Genomic DNA, 15,296 nt, shown 5'->3' on the forward strand with positions numbered 1-15,296 from the left:
GTTCGCGCACTCGGCGGTGTGTCAGCGGGGCGAGAGCGGGAGTTTGCGGCGGGGGAGGTCCCGAGGTCGCACCGCGAGGCCGGCGGCCACCGCGCGGATGGCGACGGCCGCCCGGTCCTGCGGGTCGGTGACGACGATCGGCGCACCGGCGTCCCCACCGGCGCGCAGGGGGACGCTCAGCGGTACGCTCGCCAGCAGCGGGACCGCGTCGTCCTGGCCTGCGCTGAGCCGGCGCGCGACCTCGGCCCCTCCACCAGAGCCGAACAGCTCCAGCACGCTGCCGTCGGGCTGGGCGAGGCCCGCCATGTTCTCGATGACGCCGACGATCCGCTGGCCGGTCTGCCGGGCGACGATGCCGGAGCGCTCAGCGACGTCGGCCGCTGCCGGCTGCGGGGTGGTGACGACGAGCACCTCGGCCTGCGGCAGCAGCTGCCCCACCGAGATCGCCACGTCGCCCGTGCCGGGCGGGAGGTCGAGCAACAGAACATCCAGGTCGCCGAAGAAGACGTCTCCGAGGAACTGCTGGATGGTCCGGTGCAGCATCGGGCCGCGCCAGGCGACCGCGGCGGAGGCCGAGTCGACGAACATCCCGATCGAGATCACCTTCACGCCGTAGGCCACCGGCGGCAGGATCATGTCGTCCACGCGGGTGGGACGCACCGCGACGCCGTCGACGTCGGTCAGGCCGAGGAGGCCGGGCACCGAGAAGCCGTGCACGTCGGCGTCCACCACCCCGACCCGCAGGCCGCGCTCGGCGAGCGCGACAGCCAGGTTCGCGGTGATGGTGGACTTGCCGACGCCGCCCTTGCCGCTGGTGACGGCGTAGATGCGGGTCAGGGAGTCCGGCCCGAACTGCTGCGCTCTGGCCGCCCGCCCTCCGCGCAGCTTCTCGGTCAGCGCCGCGCGCTCGGCGGGCGACATCACCGAGACGTCCACGGTCACGGCGGAGACGCCGGGCACCGCGGCGGTCGCCGTGCGCACCTCGCGCTCGATGGCGTCGGCGGCGGGGCAGCCGACGATGGTGAGTTTCACCTGGACGGTCGCGTGGCCGGTCACGTCGACCTCCACACCGCCGATCATGTCGAGATCGGTGACCGGCTTGCGGATCTCGGGATCGAGGACGTCGGCCAGTGCCCGCTCGACGAGACGCGCGAGATCGGGGGCGGCGAGGTCGGGCTCAGGCACGCGCGCGTCCGCCCTCGTCGGGCTCGCCCTTCTCGAGGTCCTCCAGCAGCGCGCGCAGCTCGGCGCGGATGAAGTCTTTCGTGGCCATGTCCCTGACCGCCAGGCGCAGTGCCACGACCTCCCTGGCCAGATACTCGGTGTCGGCGAGGTTCCGCTCGGCGCGCTGGCGGTCCTGCTCGATCTGCACGCGGTCGCGGTCGTCCTGCCGGTTCTGCGCGAGCAGGATCAACGGGGCAGCGTACGACGCCTGCAGTGAGAGCACCAGCGTCAAGGCGATGAAGCCGAGCGCTGCGGAGTCGAACCGCCAGGCGTTCGGCGCGAGCGTGTTCCACAGCATCCACGCGAGCACGAAGAGCGTGAGCCCGAGAATGAACCACGGCGTGCCCATTGCGCGCGCGATCCACTCGGTGAACCGTCCGAACCGGTCGCTCCGCTCGAGCGGGTCGCGCCGGGGGAGCACCGTGGTGCGGAGGCCCTTCGGGGCGTCCAGTCGCTCGTCCTGCCTACCTCGTGCCACTTGCGCCCCTCCTTCCGTTCACGATGCGAATGCTGCCGGTCTCGTCGGACGGGGCCTTCACGGGCTCGTCCTCGTCTTGACTTCGCCAATCGTCGGGGAGCAGGTAGTCGAGGATGTCGTCGATGGTCACCACCCCGACGAGCCGATGCTTCTCGTCCACGACCGGGACGGAGACGAGGTTGTAGCTGGCGAGGATGCGCGACACTTCGGCCGCCGAGGTGTCGGCGGTCACCGGCTCCAGGCTCGGATCGAGCAGGGTGCCGAGGCGCACGTGCGGCGGGTAGCGCAGCATCCGCTGGAAGTGCACGATGCCGAGGAATCGCCCGGTGGGCGCCTCGTACGGCGGCAGGGTGACGCACACGGCGGCGCCGAGCGCTGGTGCGAGCTCGTGTCGGCGGATGAGCGCGAGGCCCTCTGCGACGGTGGCGTCGGCCGAGACAATGATCGGCTCGGTGGTCATCAGGCCGCCGGCGGTCTCCGGTGCGTAGCTGAGGAGCATGCGCACATCCTCCGCCTCCTCCGGCTCCATGAGCTCCAGAAGGTGCTCGCCGCGCTCTTCGGAGAGCTGGGCGATGAGGTCGGCGGCGTCGTCGGGCTCCATCTGGTCGAGCACGTCGGCGGCGCGGTCGTCGTCGAGCTGGGAGAGGATCTGCACCTGCTCGCTCTCGGGCATCTCCTCCAGGACGTCGGCCAGGCGGTCGTCGGGGAGCTCCTCTGCGACCTCCAGCATGCGCTGCTGCGGGAGGTCGAGGAGGGTGTTGGCGAGGTCGGCGGGCTTGAGCTCCGAGTAGGTCGCGATGAGCTGTTCGGCCGACTGCGCCTCGCCGCGCGCCTGCTTCTCGCGCACCTCGTTCCAACTCGCGAAGGTGGTCGGCCCTTTGCCGAACGGGGAGGAGCCGGCCTTGGGCCGGCGCACGAAGAGCTGGCTGACCGCCCACTCACCGGTGTCGGACTCCTCGATCGCGACGTCCTCGATGGTCGCCTCGCCGGTGCCGTCGGTGAAGACGACTTTGCGGCCGAGCAGCTCGGCGATGACCCGGACCTCCCCGCCACGCTGCTCGAAGCGCCGCACGTTGATCAGGCCGTTGGTGATGATCTGGCCGCTCAAGATGCTGGTCACGCGCCCGATCGAGAGGAACACGCGCCTCTTGCCCGGGATCTCCACGATGAGACCGACGACGCTCGGCGGATCGGCTTTGCGGTACACCACCAGGACGTCGCGGACACGGCCGACCCGGTCGCCGACCGGATCGAACACGCTGGTGCCGGCCAGGCGGGCGACGAAGATGCGGGTACTCACGACTAATAACTTAAGCCCTTCCGGCCGGGCGGACGGTGAGGATGGGACAATGGAGCGATGACCACTCCAAGCCCGCTCGGCGGACGAAACCGGATGCTCTTCCCGACGATGCCTCGGGGCGAGGTCGTGGCCGCCTACGAGACCTACCTCGACGCGCAGCAGGCCGTCGACGTCCTGGCCCGCGCGGACTTCCCTGTGGACAAGGTCTCGATCGTCGGCAGCGACCTCAAAAGCGTCGAGCGCGTGACCGGCAAGCTGACCTGGGGCCGGGTCGCGCTGGCGGGTGCGGCCTCCGGCGCCTGGCTCGGCATCTTCTTCGGCCTGCTGCTGCTCATCTTCTCGCCGGCGGTCAGCTACGCCTTCGTGATCGCCGCGGTGCTCCTCGGCGCCGGGTTCGGGATGCTCTTCGGCATCGTGTCGTACGCGATCAACCGGCGGCGCCGCGACTACACATCGGTGATGCAGGTGATCGCCACGAGCTACTCGGTGCTGGTCGACCACGATCTCGTCCACCGGGCGCGCAACCTCCTCGACGGCCAGCCGGACATCGCCCCGGCCCCCGGAGGCTGGGTGCAGCCGCAGCATCCGTCCGACCCGCCGCCCGTGCCTCCGGCCGCGCCGCCGGCCGGAGGCACGGCCGGCGACGACCCGCGGCCGCCCACCCCGCCCGCGTAGACGATCGAAGGGCACGTTAACGCCCCTAAAACCGCGTTTTAGGGGCGTTAACGTGCCCCTCGGCATGCGAGGGAGGCGCGCTCGCGCGCGCAGAGCGCTCAGCGGGCGCCGAGGCGGCGCACCCAGGCCTCCACGTCGTCCGCGGTGCGGGGGAGGGCGATCGAGAGGTTCTCGGCGCCGTCGGCCGTCACCAGGATGTTGTCCTCGATGCGCACGCCGATGCCGCGGAACCGCTCCGGCACCGTCAGGTCGTCGGGCTGGAAGTAGAGTCCTGGCTCGATGGTGAAGACCATGCCGGGCTCCAGCACGCCGTCGAGGTACATCTCGCGCCGGGCCTGGGCGCAGTCATGCACATCCAGCCCGAGGTGGTGGCTCGTGCCGTGCACCATGTAGCGACGGTGGTGCTGGTTGTCGGTCTCCAGCGCCTCCTCGGCGGACACCGGCAGCAGCCCCCACTCGCCCGTGCGGCGGGCGATCACGGCCATCGCGGCCGCGTGGATCTCTCGGAACCGGATGCCGGGGCGCACGATGGCGAACGCGGCGTCCGCGGCCTCCTGGACCGTCTCGTAGACCAGGCGCTGGGTTTCGGTGAACGTGCCGTCGATGGGGAAAGTGCGGGTGATATCGGCAGTGTAGTGGCTGTCGACCTCCACGCCAGCGTCGAGCAGGATGAGGTCGCCCGGCACCACAGGGCCGTCGTTGCGCGTCCAGTGCAGGATGCAGGCGTGCGGGCCGCTCGCGGCGATCGTGTCGTAGCCCACCGCGTTCCCATCGGCGCGGGCGCGGCCGTTGAAGACGCCCTCCACGAGCCGCTCGCCGCGCGGGTGCGCGACGATGCGGGGGAGGTCGCCGATCACGTCGTCGAAACCGGCGGCGGTCGCCGCGATGGCCGCGCGCAGCTCGGCGACCTCGAAGGCGTCCTTGACCAGACGCAGTTCGGACAGGTCGCGTGCGAGGCCGTCGTCGTCGCCATGATCGTCGGGGTCGAACGCAGTGAGGTCGTCGCCCGCCTCGGCCGCGAGGACCAGGCGCGCCGCGTCCACGCGGTCGGTGAGTTCCGGATCGGCCTCGCGCAGCACCAGAGTGGAGGCGTCGATCGCGTCGAGCACGGCCTCCACGTCGGCGATGCCGCGAGTCGGGAGGTCGAGGTTGCTGGCGACCTGCGCGAGCGACGGGCGCGGCCCGATCCAGAACTCACCGATCTCGGGGTTGGCGTAGAACTCGTCCGAGTCGCGGCCCGCGCGCTCACGGAAGTAGAGCGTCGCCTCGTGGCCGGAACCCGCCGGCTCGAGAACGAGGACGCTTCCCGGCTCGGAGTCGGAGCCCCACCCGGTGAGGTGCGCGAAAGCCGAGTGCGCCCGGAACGGGAAGTCGGTGTCGTTGGAGCGCTGCTTGAGCCGTCCGGCGGGGATGATCAGCCGGCGCCCCGGGTACAGTTCGGACACGCGGGCGCGGCGGGCGGCGGCGTACGACGCCTGCCCGCGGGCGCCGGGGAGGATCTCAGGACGATCCGCCCAATTGCTGCCGATGTACGCCCGGAATGCCTCGGAACCGGGCGTGGTGGACCGGTTCGCGGTCGCGCGCGGGGTGTCCTGCTCTGCGGTGGCGGGGGCGGTGGTGTTCTCGGACGACATGTCGACCATTCTTCCTTACGTTTGATCCGTGTGGATTGGGAGTCTCAGTAAGCTCTCGACCGCTCCCAGGGACACCGGGTATGGCTGACCATCCTTTGCCGCGTAGATGGCTTGAGTGGAATGGCCGCCCGGTGTTCCGCATCGACTCGACCGCTGATTGAGAAGTGCGACGTGATCGCTTTGTAAGGAAGTGACGGCGTGGTCGGCTGCTGGGCGCAACACACCCAGACGAAAGGAAGTGACCGTGCCGCAGCTGTGGGCCGGAATCGACGCAGGAAAAGGACACCACCATTGTGTGGTGATCGACGAGGAGGGCCAACGGCTGTTCTCCCGCCGGGTTGCTAACAACGAGGGGGAGATCCTCGATCTGCTCTCCGACGTCGTGACTCTCGCCGGCGATCGAGAGATTTGCTGGGCCACGGACTTGAATCGCGGTGGCGCGAGCCTGCTCATCAGCATCCTCACCGATCACGGCCAGCCTCTGCTCTATATTCCCGGCCGCACCGTTCACCACGCCGCTCGCACCTACCGCGGCGACGGGAAGACCGACGCGAAGGACGCCGCGATCATCGCCGACCAAGCGCGAATGCGGCGCGACCTGCACCCAATTCGAGTAGGAGATGAGATCAGCATCGAGTTGCGTCTTCTGACTGCTCACCGCGTCGATCTTGTCTGTGATCGCACCCGGACGATCAACCGACTCCGTGCGGTCTTGCTCGAGTTCTTCCCGGGACTGGAAGCGGCCTTCGACTACGCGAGTACGAAGTCCGCGCTGCTTCTCCTGACCCGCTACCAAACGCCCGACGCGATCCGTCGGATGGGACAAACCCGCTTGACGACGTGGCTGAAGAAGCAGGGATGCCGAAAGCCGGGGAAGCTCGCGGCCAGCGCGGTCGCCGTCGCCAAGCACCAACGCTCCACGGTCCCAGGCCAGGCCACGAGCGCGATGATCGTTCAGAGGCTCGCCGCTGACATCCTCCGACTCCATCGCGAGATCGCCGAGATCGAGCGCCAGATCGAGACACGGTTCCGAGAGCACCACACCGCCGAACTCATCCTCAGCATCCCCGGCTTCGGCCCGCTCCTCGGCGCCGACGTCGTCGCTGCAACAGGCGGAGACGTTGCCGCCTACGGAAGTGCCGACCGGCTCGCAGGCGTTGCCGGTCTGGCCCCCGCCCCACGCGACTCGGGGAAGATCAGCGGCAACCACTCCAGACCCAGACGCTACGATCGTCGCCTCCTTCGAGCGTGCTACCTCGCTGCACAAACCGCTGCCTGGAGCTGCCCCGTCTCCCGCGCCTTCTACGAACGAAAACGGATCGAGGGCAAGACCCACAAACAAGCGGTCCTCGCGCTCGCGCGACGACGCATCAACGTCCTCTGGGCCATCCACCGCAGCGGGCAGCCGTTCGACCCGGCGCATGGATCCCAGCCGATGCTCGCAGCCGCATAGGTCGAGCGCGCTGAGTCTCCTCCATCTGACCCTTCGCGGTTGACAAACCCCATTGAGATTCCACTCCTAGGATGGGGGGCATGGCTGCGCAGCGACGGTTCCGCGGGCCGGTGGACCTCCACACGCACTCGAGCGTGTCGGACGGCACGGAGACCCCCGCCGAGCTCGTGCGCGCAGCGGCCGTCGCAGGGCTCGGGACGATCGCTCTCACCGACCACGACTCGACAGCCGGCTGGGCCGCTGCCGCCGCCGCGGGAGCGGAACTCGGCGTCACTGTGATCCCGGGCATGGAGCTGTCGACGCGCATCGAGTTCGCCAGCGTCCACATGCTCGGCTACCTCTTCGATCCCGCGAACGACGCACTCGTCGCCGAGACGCTGCGCATCCGCGAGGGCCGCATGCGCCGCGCGGAGGACATGGTGCGCCGCATCGCCGAGGACTACGACATCACCTGGGACGACGTGCTCGAGCAGGCCACCGAAGGCGCCACGGTCGGTCGGCCACACATCGCCGACGCGCTCGTGGCGCGCGGTCTGGCGGAGGACCGCAGCGCGGCCTTCGCGGGCATCCTGCACTGGCGACGCGGCTACTTCCAACCGCACTACGCCCCCGATCCGATGACCGGGGTGCGTCTCATCCGCGGTGCGGGAGGCGTGCCTGTTCTGGCGCACCCGGCGACGAGCAGCCGGGGCGTCATCCCCGAGCAGCGACTGCGCAGGCTGGTCGACGCCGGCCTGTTCGGGCTCGAGCTCGACCACCGCGAGAACCGGCCGGAGGGCGTGGCCGAACTGCGCCGTTACGCCGAGAAGTACGGCCTCGCGATCACCGGCTCCAGCGACTACCACGGTGCGGGAAAGCCGAACCGCCCCGGGGAGAACACGACCGATCCGGCCGTCGTCGACCGCATGATCGAAGAAGCGACAGGCGCAGCGCCTTTCTACGAGTGAGCGAAACGTGCCGTTACCCTTGTCCGCGGGGATCGGGAAAGCGAGGTTCGAGTGACTCGACGAGTCTGGACGTCTTCGATCATGGTTGCGGCGCTCGTCTGCGCCCTCACGGTGGCCGGAGGAGGAGCCCCCGCGAATGCGGCCGACTACCCCTCCTGGGACGACGTGCAGGCGGCGAAGGCGAACGCCGCCGCCGCGCAGGCCGAGGTGGACCGCATCAACGGTCTGCTGGCTTCCCTGCAGACGGCGGCCAACGCCGCCGGTGACCTGGCGGTGAAGCGCCTCGGCGAGTACGGGCAGGCGGAGGCCGCCCTGACGAATGCGACGGCCAAGGCGCAAGACATCGCCCTGCAGGCGCAGGCGGCCGCAGCGAAGGCCGACCAGCTCCGCAGCGAGAGCGGCAAATTCGCCGCGCAGATGACGCGCTCGGGCACTTCCGATGTGTCGATCCGGCTGTTCCTCGGCGGCGCAGGGTCGCCTGGCGGGTCCGCGACGCGCGACTCCCGCCCGTCGCTGCTCTACCAGCTCGGTGCGGTGTCCAAGCTCGCCGATCAGGCTTCCAGCCTGTTCGCCGAGGCCGCAGCGCAGAAGAACGCCGCAGCAGCGCTCAGCGAGCAGGCGTCAGCGGCGCAGAAGATTCGCGACCAGCTCGACAAGGACGCCCAGAAGGCGCTGCAAGTCGCTACCTCGGCCAAGGCGGCAGCCGACGCGCAGCTGGCTGATCAGAAGCAGCACGCGGACACCCTCTTTGCTCAGCTGGCGTCTCTGAAGAACACCGAGGCGTCGGTGGAGCAGCAGTACGCCGCGGGCGTCGCGGCCGCCCAAGCCGCGCAGCAGGCCGCGAACAGCGGAGGAAGCTCCGACAGCGTCGCACCTCCGCCCGGGATGAACGTCGACCCCGCTGCGGCGCAGGCCTACGCCTCCAGCCGGTTGGGCGCCTTCGGCTGGGGCCAGGACCAGATGGGCTGCCTCATCAAGCTGTGGAACCACGAGTCGGGCTGGCGCGCGGACGCGTACAACAGCTCGAGCGGTGCGTACGGCATCCCGCAGTCGCTGCCGGGCAGCAAGATGGCCTCCGCCGGCTCCGACTGGATGACCAATCAGAACACGCAGGTGGACTGGGGTCTCGACTACATCAACCGCGCCTACGGCTCCCCGTGCGGCGCGTGGAACTTCGAAATGAGCCACACCCCCAACTGGTACTGACGCGTGGCGCGATCCGACTGACAGGAAACGCCGCCTGCCGGAGTCGGCAGACGGCGTGTCCTGTCAGTTCGTTGCGGGTTGGTCAGCTCGCGGGCGCGGCGGTCGAGCCGCCGCGGGGGCGACGGCGGCGGCGCGGCGCGCTGTTGCCATCGTGGTGCTGCGAACCGCCCCCGTCGTGCGTGCCCGTGGCCGGCGCCTTCTGCTCGCCGCCGTCGGGGGCCGCCGTGGTCACGGTGCCGTCGCCATCGGAGGCCGCGCCCGAGCGGGTGCGGCGGCGACGGTTGCGCGAGCGGCCCTCGCCCTGGTTGGCGGAGCCGGTCGAGTCGCGACGCGCGCCGTCCTGGTTCTCGGGGGCTTTGACCGCAGGGGTCGACTTGAGCCGGCCCTTGGCGCCCTCCAGAATGCCGAGGTCGCTGTAGAGGTGCGGCGACGACGAGTACGTCTCCGTCGGCTCGGGCTGGCCGAACTCGAGGGCGCGGTTGATGAGCGCCCACTTGTGCAGGTCTTCCCAGTCTACGAACGTGACGGCGATACCCGTCTTGCCGGCGCGTCCCGTGCGGCCCGCGCGGTGCAGGTAGGTCTTCTCGTCGTCGGGGATGGTGTGGTTGATGACGTGGGTGACGTCGTCGACGTCGATGCCGCGTGCCGCGACGTCGGTCGCGATCAGAACGTCCTTCTTGCCGGCCTTGAACGCGGCCATGGCCCGCTCGCGCTGCTCCTGGTTGAGGTCGCCGTGCACGGCGGCGGTGTTGAAGCCGCGGTCGCCGAGTTCCTCCACGAGCTTCGCCGCCGCGCGCTTGGTGCGGGTGAAGATGACGGTCTTGCCGCGGCCCTCGGCCTGGAGGATGCGCGCGACCACCTCGTCCTTGTCGAGCGAGTGCGCGCGGTAGATGAGGTGGCGGATGTTCGCCTGAACCTGGCCCTCGTCGGGGTCGGTCGCGCGGATGTGGATCGGGCGCGACATGAACCGGCGCGCCAGCGCCACGATCGGGCCGGGCATCGTCGCGGAGAAGAGCATCGTGTGCCTGGTCGCGGGGGTCTGCGCGAACAGCTTCTCGATGTCGGAGAGGAAGCCGAGGTCGAGCATCTTGTCGGCCTCGTCGAGCACCATCTCGCGCACGTTCGAGAGGTTGAGGAGGCGCTGCCCCGCGAGGTCGAGCAGCCGGCCGGGAGTGCCGACCACGATCTGCGCGCCGGCCTTGAGCTGGGCGATCTGGCCCTCGTAGGCCTTGCCGCCGTAGATGGCGGTGACCGTGGTGGGCCGGTTGGAGGCGGCCTGCTCGAGGTCTTCGTAGACCTGGACGGCGAGCTCGCGGGTGGGGACGACGACGAGGGCCTGGACACCGGGAGCCGGGTCGAGCCCGAGTCGTTGGATGATCGGGAGGCCGAAGCCGAAGGTCTTGCCCGTTCCCGTCTTGGCCTGGCCGATGATGTCCTGGCCGTCGAGGGCGAGGGGAATGGTCTGCGTCTGGATGGGGAACGGTTCGACGATGCCTTTGGTCGCGAGGGCGTCCACCATGTCCTGGTCGATATTGAGTTCGGAGAAAGTCACGTAAATGTTGCCTGTCAGTCGAGAAGTGAGTCCACGCCCTGTCTCTCTTCGCAGGCGCAGGGCCGTCGATCCTGCGCCGACGGCACCACAAGCTTAGTGGACCTCCCCGTTACACTGCTGTACGTGTCAACGTGGTTCACCAGACGCCGACCCTCGGTCGAGCTTCCCCGCCGCGCGCCCAGCGCGCCGCGCCGTCCGTCCGTCCGAGTCGACCTCCACGAGGTGATGCCCGACCTCCTGCCGTACTTGGGCCAGGCGGCCTACCTGCAGCTGGAGCAGTTCCAGACGCTCTCGCGGGTCGCGGCGGACACCGACGCCCTGCGCGCCAAGGACACCGACGCGCTGCACGCCAAGGAGGCGGTCGCGGCCGCTGCGGGGCTGGCGCTGTCGAAGCACCAGGGCATCGTGGCGGAGATCCGCCGCCGCGGCGACGAGCCCGCCGAGGTCATGCGGCCGTTCGCCGACGAGATCGAGGGTTTCCGGGCGCTCCTGGTCGGCTCGGACTGGCGGGAGACCCTGCTCGCCGCCCTGATGACGGGCGGTCTGCTCGACGACTTCTTCATCCGCCTGGCGGGCGGCCTCCCGGGTGATGTCGGCCCGCGCATGGCCCAGCTGCTCGGCTCCGACTCCGGCCAGGAGGGTCTGCTGGAGGTGCTGCGCGCCGAGATCGCGGGCGACCCGCAACTCGCCTCGCGCCTGGCCATGTGGGGCCGTCGGCTGGTCGGGGACACGCTGCTGGTCGCGCGCTCGGCCCTGCACCTGTCGGGCAACCGCGCAGCGGACGACGAACGCATCGAGCCCATCTTCACCGAGCTGATCGCCGCGCACACGCGGCGGATGGACGCGCTGGGCCTGACAGCCTAAGCCGACTTGGGCTCTGTCGACAACGGAGGAATTTCACCCTGCCACTGCTGCGTGCGGCAGCCATCGGAGGTGTTGCGACGCCGCAGGACGCGAATGTACTCCATGAGCCATCGGGCGTGAGCGCGGCGAACGGAGGCGCGGCGAGCGGAGGAGATGCGGCCCGGGATGGCCGCCGGAGTCCTCCGCGCGCGACACGGGGTCAGCGGGCGATGGCGCCCTTGGCGAGCGTGTGCAGCAGCTTCTCGTCGTGGCTCGTGCGCACTCGTCCGATGACGAGGTCGGCGACGACGACGATCGCGGCGGTGCCGAGCAGCGTGATCCACCAGATCCAGCCGCCGTTCCACTTGAGGCCGGCCCAGGTGAGGGCGACCCACAGGATGCACGCGACACTCACCCCGAGGGCGGGGACGAGCACGGAGCCGTGCGTGTGACGGTGCGGTAGGAGGTACCGGGCGCCGAGGCCGAGGATGGCGCCGGCGAGCGCGACGAAGAGCAGTTCCACGGTCGGGAATCTAGCCGACGAAGCCGATGCGGCGCGACTCTTCGGTGCCGACCTCGACGTACGCGATGCCGGCGGTCGGGACGATGTACACGCGGCCCTTGTCGTCGGAGAGCTTGAGGATGCCGGTGCCGCTGGTGAGGCCGGCCTGGATCTGCTCGGTGAGCTCCTCGGCCGACTGAGCTGACTCGAAGCTGAGCTCGCGGGGGGCGTTGACGATTCCGATGCGGATCTCCACGGGGTGTGCCTTTCGAATCAGACCGGCGGTTGCGAGTTCAGACTACGGCACGCGGCTCGCGGGGCTCGGTCACGTTCTCTGTCGGCGGACGCCGTTACCGTGAAGCACATGACAGTCCGAGGTTTCCGACCGCGCATCGACGATGCCGACCGGGTCCTCGCTCTCGACCCGGCGCAGCGCAAGGTGCTCGACCTCCCCGACGGCGCATCAGCCGCAGTGCTGGGCGCGCCGGGCACCGGCAAGACCTCCGTGCTCGTGGAGGCGATCGCCGAGCGCGTGCATCGCCGTGGCTACGCGGCCTCCCAGGTCGTGGCGCTGAGCGCCTCGCGGGTGTCCGCCACGGCCCTGCGTGACCGCATCGCGCTGCGCCTGGGCGTGCCGACGCCCGGTCCGCTGGCGCGCACTGCCACGTCGCTCGCGTTCCAGCTGGTGGGGGAGCAGTCGAAGCGCCGCGGCTGGGAGCCGCCGCGACTGCTGACCGGAGGCGACCAGGACCAGATCATCGCCGAACTGCTGAACGGCCACCTGGAGGACGAATCCGGTCCGGTCTGGCCGGCCTCCCTCGGCCCGGAGGTGCGTATCCTGCGCGGTTTCCGCACCGAGCTCCGCGAGCTCATCGGCCGCTGCGCGGAGCGCGGCGTGTCGCCTGCGCGCCTGGCGGAGCTCGGCGCCATCACCGGGCGCGACGAGTGGAGGGCGGCCTCCCGATTCATCGCCGAGTATCAGTCGGTGCTCGACAGCTTCCGCGGCGGCTTCGTCGACTCGGCCGAGCTCATCGCCTCCGCGGTGTCGGTCGTGCGCGAAGGCAGCTCGCTCGACGGGTTGCGGGCGTTGTTCGTCGACGACCTCCAGGAGGCGACGGTCGCCACGATCGCGCTCCTGCGGGCCGTCGCCGCCCGCGGCATCGCCGTCGTCGCGTTCGGCGACCCCGACGTCGCCTCCACCACCTTCCGCGGAGCGGAGGTGTCCGCTCTCGGACAGCTCGGCACGCGCCTCGGCGTCCCGGTCACCCGCATCGTGCTGGGCACGGCGCATCGACACACCCCCGTGCTGCGCGAGCTGACCTCCCGCGTCACCGAGCGCATCGGCACCGCGGCGGCAGGCGTGCACCGGGTCGCGGTCCCTGCTCGGCAGCCCGAGGAGGACGCCGGGCCCGAGGTCGTCGTCGTCCGTGCGTCGTCAGCGCCCGCCGAAGCGGCGCGCCTGGCCCGCCTGCTGCGCGAGCGCAGACTCATCGACGGCGTGCCGTGGAGCAGCATGGCCGTTGTCGTGCGCTCGGGCGCCCACATCCCCGGCCTCGCACGATCGCTGGCCGTCGCCGAGGTGCCGACGACCACCAGCATCGCGGGCCGGCCGCTGCGCGACGACTACGCGGCGCGCCAGCTCGTCACGATCGCGGGGGTCGCGCTCGACGCCGAGCCGCTGACCCCCGAGGTCGCGACCGGGCTGCTGCTCGGGCCGTTCGGCGGGCTCGATGCGGTGAGTCTGCGGCGCCTGCGCCTTGCGCTGCGCCAGGAGGAGCTCGCCGGCGATGGCAACAGGGCGGGCGACGACCTCCTGGTCGAGGCGCTCGCGACCCCGGCCCATCTCGCGACGATCGACTCCTCGCCCGCGCGTCGGGCGGCGCGGCTCGCCGAGACGTTGCGCGGCAGCCGCGAGAAGGCCGCGGCCGGGGCGACGATCGAGGAGCTGCTCTGGCACGCGTGGGAGCGCAGCGGCCTCGCGTCGCGCTGGCTGGAGCAGTCGGAGCGATCGGGGATCGTCGCCGACGAGGCCGACCGGCACCTCGACGGCGTCGTCGCCCTGTTCACGGCAGCGCGACGCTTCGTCGAGCGGTCGCCGGAGCGGCCGGCGGCCGACTTCGTGGTGGAGCTGCTGGGAGCCGAGGTGCCGGAGGACACGCTGGCGGCGCGCACCACGGGCGACGCCGTTCTCGTCTGCACGCCGAGCGCCACGGTCGGGCGCGAGTTCGACGTGGTCGCGGTCGCCGGCCTCCAAGAGAGCGTGTGGCCCAATCTGCGGCTGCGCGGCTCGCTCCTGCACCCGCACGAGCTCGACGACGCCCTCGCCGGCCGCCCCTCGGAGACCGCCGACGAGCGGGCGGAGGTGCTCGGCGACGAGCTGCGCATGTTCGCGCTCGCCGTCTCCCGGGCGCGCCGTCAGGTGCTGCTGACGGCGACCGCCAACGACGACGAGCAGCCCTCGCCGTTCCTCCGGCTGGCGGCCGAGCTCGCGGTCGAGGACGACGACCCGGGCATCCATCCGCTCTCGCTGCGCGGCATGGTGGGCCGGCTGCGCCGCCGGCTGGTCACGACCGGATCGCCCGACGCAGCCGACGCGCTGGCGCGTTTGGCGGACGCCGGTGTGGAGGGCGCCGATCCCGCCGACTGGTACGGGCTCGTGGAGCCGTCGACGCAGGAGCCGCTCGTCGATCTGGACGACCCCGAGGCGAGGGTGAAGGTGTCCCCGTCGCGCCTGGGCACGTTCGAGAAGTCGCCGCTGGTCTGGTTCGTCGACGAGATGGCCGCTTCGCCGAGCGGTCTCGCGGCCGGCATCGGCACGGTGGTGCACGCCGTGCTGGAGGAGGCGAGCGCCACCGACGAGACCAGCGTCGACGTGCTCTGGGCCGGCATCGAGCGCCGCTGGACGCAGCTGCAGTTCGAGTCGACGTGGATCGAGGAGCGCGAGCGCCGCCGCACACGCGAGCTGGTCGGGGGCGTCTCGGAGTACCTGCGCGACTTCCAGCGCGCCGGCGGTCGGCTGCTCGGATCCGAGGGAGCGTTCGAGCTCGACCTCGGTCGCGCGCGGATCAGCGGCACGATCGACCGGGTCGAGGAGACGCCGGACGGCGCTGTCGTGATCGTCGACCTGAAGACGGGCCGCAACGTTCCGAGCGCCGCCGAGACGGCCTCCCACGCTCAGCTCGGCGCCTACCAGCTCGCGCTGGAGCATGGCGCCGTGGAGGCGGGCGGACGACCCCCGGGAGGCGCCAAGCTGCTCTTCGTCGCCAAGGGGGTTCGCGGAAAGGCCTATCGCGAGGTCGTGCAGGAGCGTGTCGACGCGGAGGCTCTGCGCCGGCTGGAGGAGCGGGTCGCCACCGCCGCGGAGGGAATGGCCGGCGCGACGTTCGCCGGGGTCGTCGACCTCGGCGACCGCGACCCGCACGCCGCGTATGGGTATCGCATCCATCTGGTTCCGGCGGTCAGCGCATGAACGAGGTGCGGGT

At 70.8% G+C, this 15,296-nt stretch carries 13 protein-coding genes; 6 read left to right on the top strand and 7 right to left on the bottom strand.

Annotation, left to right across the window (positions count from 1 at the left end):
• Positions 1–21: 21 nt before the first annotated feature.
• Genes ACPPVW_RS13415 through ACPPVW_RS13425 form a run of 3 tightly spaced genes read right to left on the bottom strand, consistent with a single transcriptional unit; the run spans position 22 to position 3,002 of the window.
• Positions 22–1,185 carry a P-loop NTPase gene (locus ACPPVW_RS13415; protein WP_426623607.1) on the bottom strand — a complete coding sequence of 388 codons (1,164 nt, stop codon included), beginning with the start codon at positions 1,183–1,185 and terminating at the stop codon, positions 22–24.
• On the bottom strand, positions 1,178–1,702 hold the full coding sequence (locus ACPPVW_RS13420) for a DUF1003 domain-containing protein (protein ID WP_426623608.1): 525 nt from the start codon (positions 1,700–1,702) through the stop codon (positions 1,178–1,180). Before ACPPVW_RS13420 ends, ACPPVW_RS13415 begins: the two co-directional genes overlap by 8 nt.
• Complete coding sequence (locus ACPPVW_RS13425; protein WP_426623609.1) at positions 1,689–3,002, bottom strand: magnesium transporter MgtE N-terminal domain-containing protein; 1,314 nt, start codon at positions 3,000–3,002, stop codon at positions 1,689–1,691. The genes ACPPVW_RS13420 and ACPPVW_RS13425 overlap by 14 nt, the downstream gene beginning before the upstream one ends.
• A gap of 57 nt (positions 3,003–3,059) precedes the next feature.
• Here ACPPVW_RS13425 and ACPPVW_RS13430 point away from each other — a divergent pair, with 57 nt between their 5' ends.
• A complete protein-coding gene (locus ACPPVW_RS13430; RefSeq protein ID WP_426623610.1) occupies positions 3,060–3,677 on the top strand; it encodes a general stress protein in 618 nt (205 codons plus the stop codon).
• Positions 3,678–3,775: 98 nt separating this feature from the next.
• Here the strand turns inward: ACPPVW_RS13430 and ACPPVW_RS13435 are convergent, their stop codons facing one another.
• The gene (locus ACPPVW_RS13435) at positions 3,776–5,311 is read right to left on the bottom strand and encodes an aminopeptidase P N-terminal domain-containing protein (protein ID WP_426623611.1); all 1,536 of its coding nucleotides are present in this window, start codon (positions 5,309–5,311) and stop codon (positions 3,776–3,778) included.
• A gap of 244 nt (positions 5,312–5,555) precedes the next feature.
• Here ACPPVW_RS13435 and ACPPVW_RS13440 point away from each other — a divergent pair, with 244 nt between their 5' ends.
• From ACPPVW_RS13440 to ACPPVW_RS13450, 3 genes are all read left to right on the top strand, one after another.
• Positions 5,556–6,764 carry an IS110 family transposase gene (locus tag ACPPVW_RS13440; RefSeq protein WP_426623612.1) on the top strand — a complete coding sequence of 403 codons (1,209 nt, stop codon included), beginning with the start codon at positions 5,556–5,558 and terminating at the stop codon, positions 6,762–6,764.
• Between the two features lie 80 nt (positions 6,765–6,844).
• Positions 6,845–7,711 carry a PHP domain-containing protein gene (locus tag ACPPVW_RS13445; protein ID WP_426623613.1) on the top strand — a complete coding sequence of 289 codons (867 nt, stop codon included), beginning with the start codon at positions 6,845–6,847 and terminating at the stop codon, positions 7,709–7,711.
• 81 nt (positions 7,712–7,792) lie between these two features.
• Positions 7,793–8,917: a hypothetical protein gene (locus tag ACPPVW_RS13450; protein ID WP_426623614.1), complete on the top strand. Its 1,125-nt coding sequence runs from the start codon at positions 7,793–7,795 to the stop codon at positions 8,915–8,917.
• 82 nt (positions 8,918–8,999) lie between these two features.
• Here the strand turns inward: ACPPVW_RS13450 and ACPPVW_RS13455 are convergent, their stop codons facing one another.
• Complete coding sequence (locus tag ACPPVW_RS13455; RefSeq protein WP_426626303.1) at positions 9,000–10,436, bottom strand: DEAD/DEAH box helicase; 1,437 nt, start codon at positions 10,434–10,436, stop codon at positions 9,000–9,002.
• A gap of 156 nt (positions 10,437–10,592) precedes the next feature.
• Between ACPPVW_RS13455 and ACPPVW_RS13460 the strand changes: the two genes are divergently transcribed.
• Complete coding sequence (locus tag ACPPVW_RS13460; RefSeq protein ID WP_426623615.1) at positions 10,593–11,333, top strand: ferritin-like fold-containing protein; 741 nt, start codon at positions 10,593–10,595, stop codon at positions 11,331–11,333.
• A gap of 199 nt (positions 11,334–11,532) precedes the next feature.
• On the opposite strand, the gene ACPPVW_RS13465 is transcribed toward ACPPVW_RS13460, so the two are convergent.
• Entirely contained in the window at positions 11,533–11,835 is a 303-nt protein-coding gene (locus ACPPVW_RS13465) for a hypothetical protein (protein ID WP_426623616.1), read from the bottom strand.
• Between the two features lie 10 nt (positions 11,836–11,845).
• A complete protein-coding gene (locus ACPPVW_RS13470) occupies positions 11,846–12,070 on the bottom strand; it encodes a DUF3107 domain-containing protein (protein ID WP_426623617.1) in 225 nt (74 codons plus the stop codon).
• Between the two features lie 108 nt (positions 12,071–12,178).
• Here ACPPVW_RS13470 and ACPPVW_RS13475 point away from each other — a divergent pair, with 108 nt between their 5' ends.
• Positions 12,179–15,283 (top strand): ATP-dependent helicase, encoded by a 3,105-nt coding sequence (locus tag ACPPVW_RS13475; protein WP_426623618.1) that lies wholly within the window; start codon positions 12,179–12,181, stop codon positions 15,281–15,283.
• Positions 15,284–15,296 lie beyond the last annotated feature (13 nt).

The sequence above is a fragment of the Leifsonia sp. McL0607 genome, from assembly GCF_049993355.1.
GTDB lineage: Bacteria > Actinomycetota > Actinomycetes > Actinomycetales > Microbacteriaceae > Leifsonia.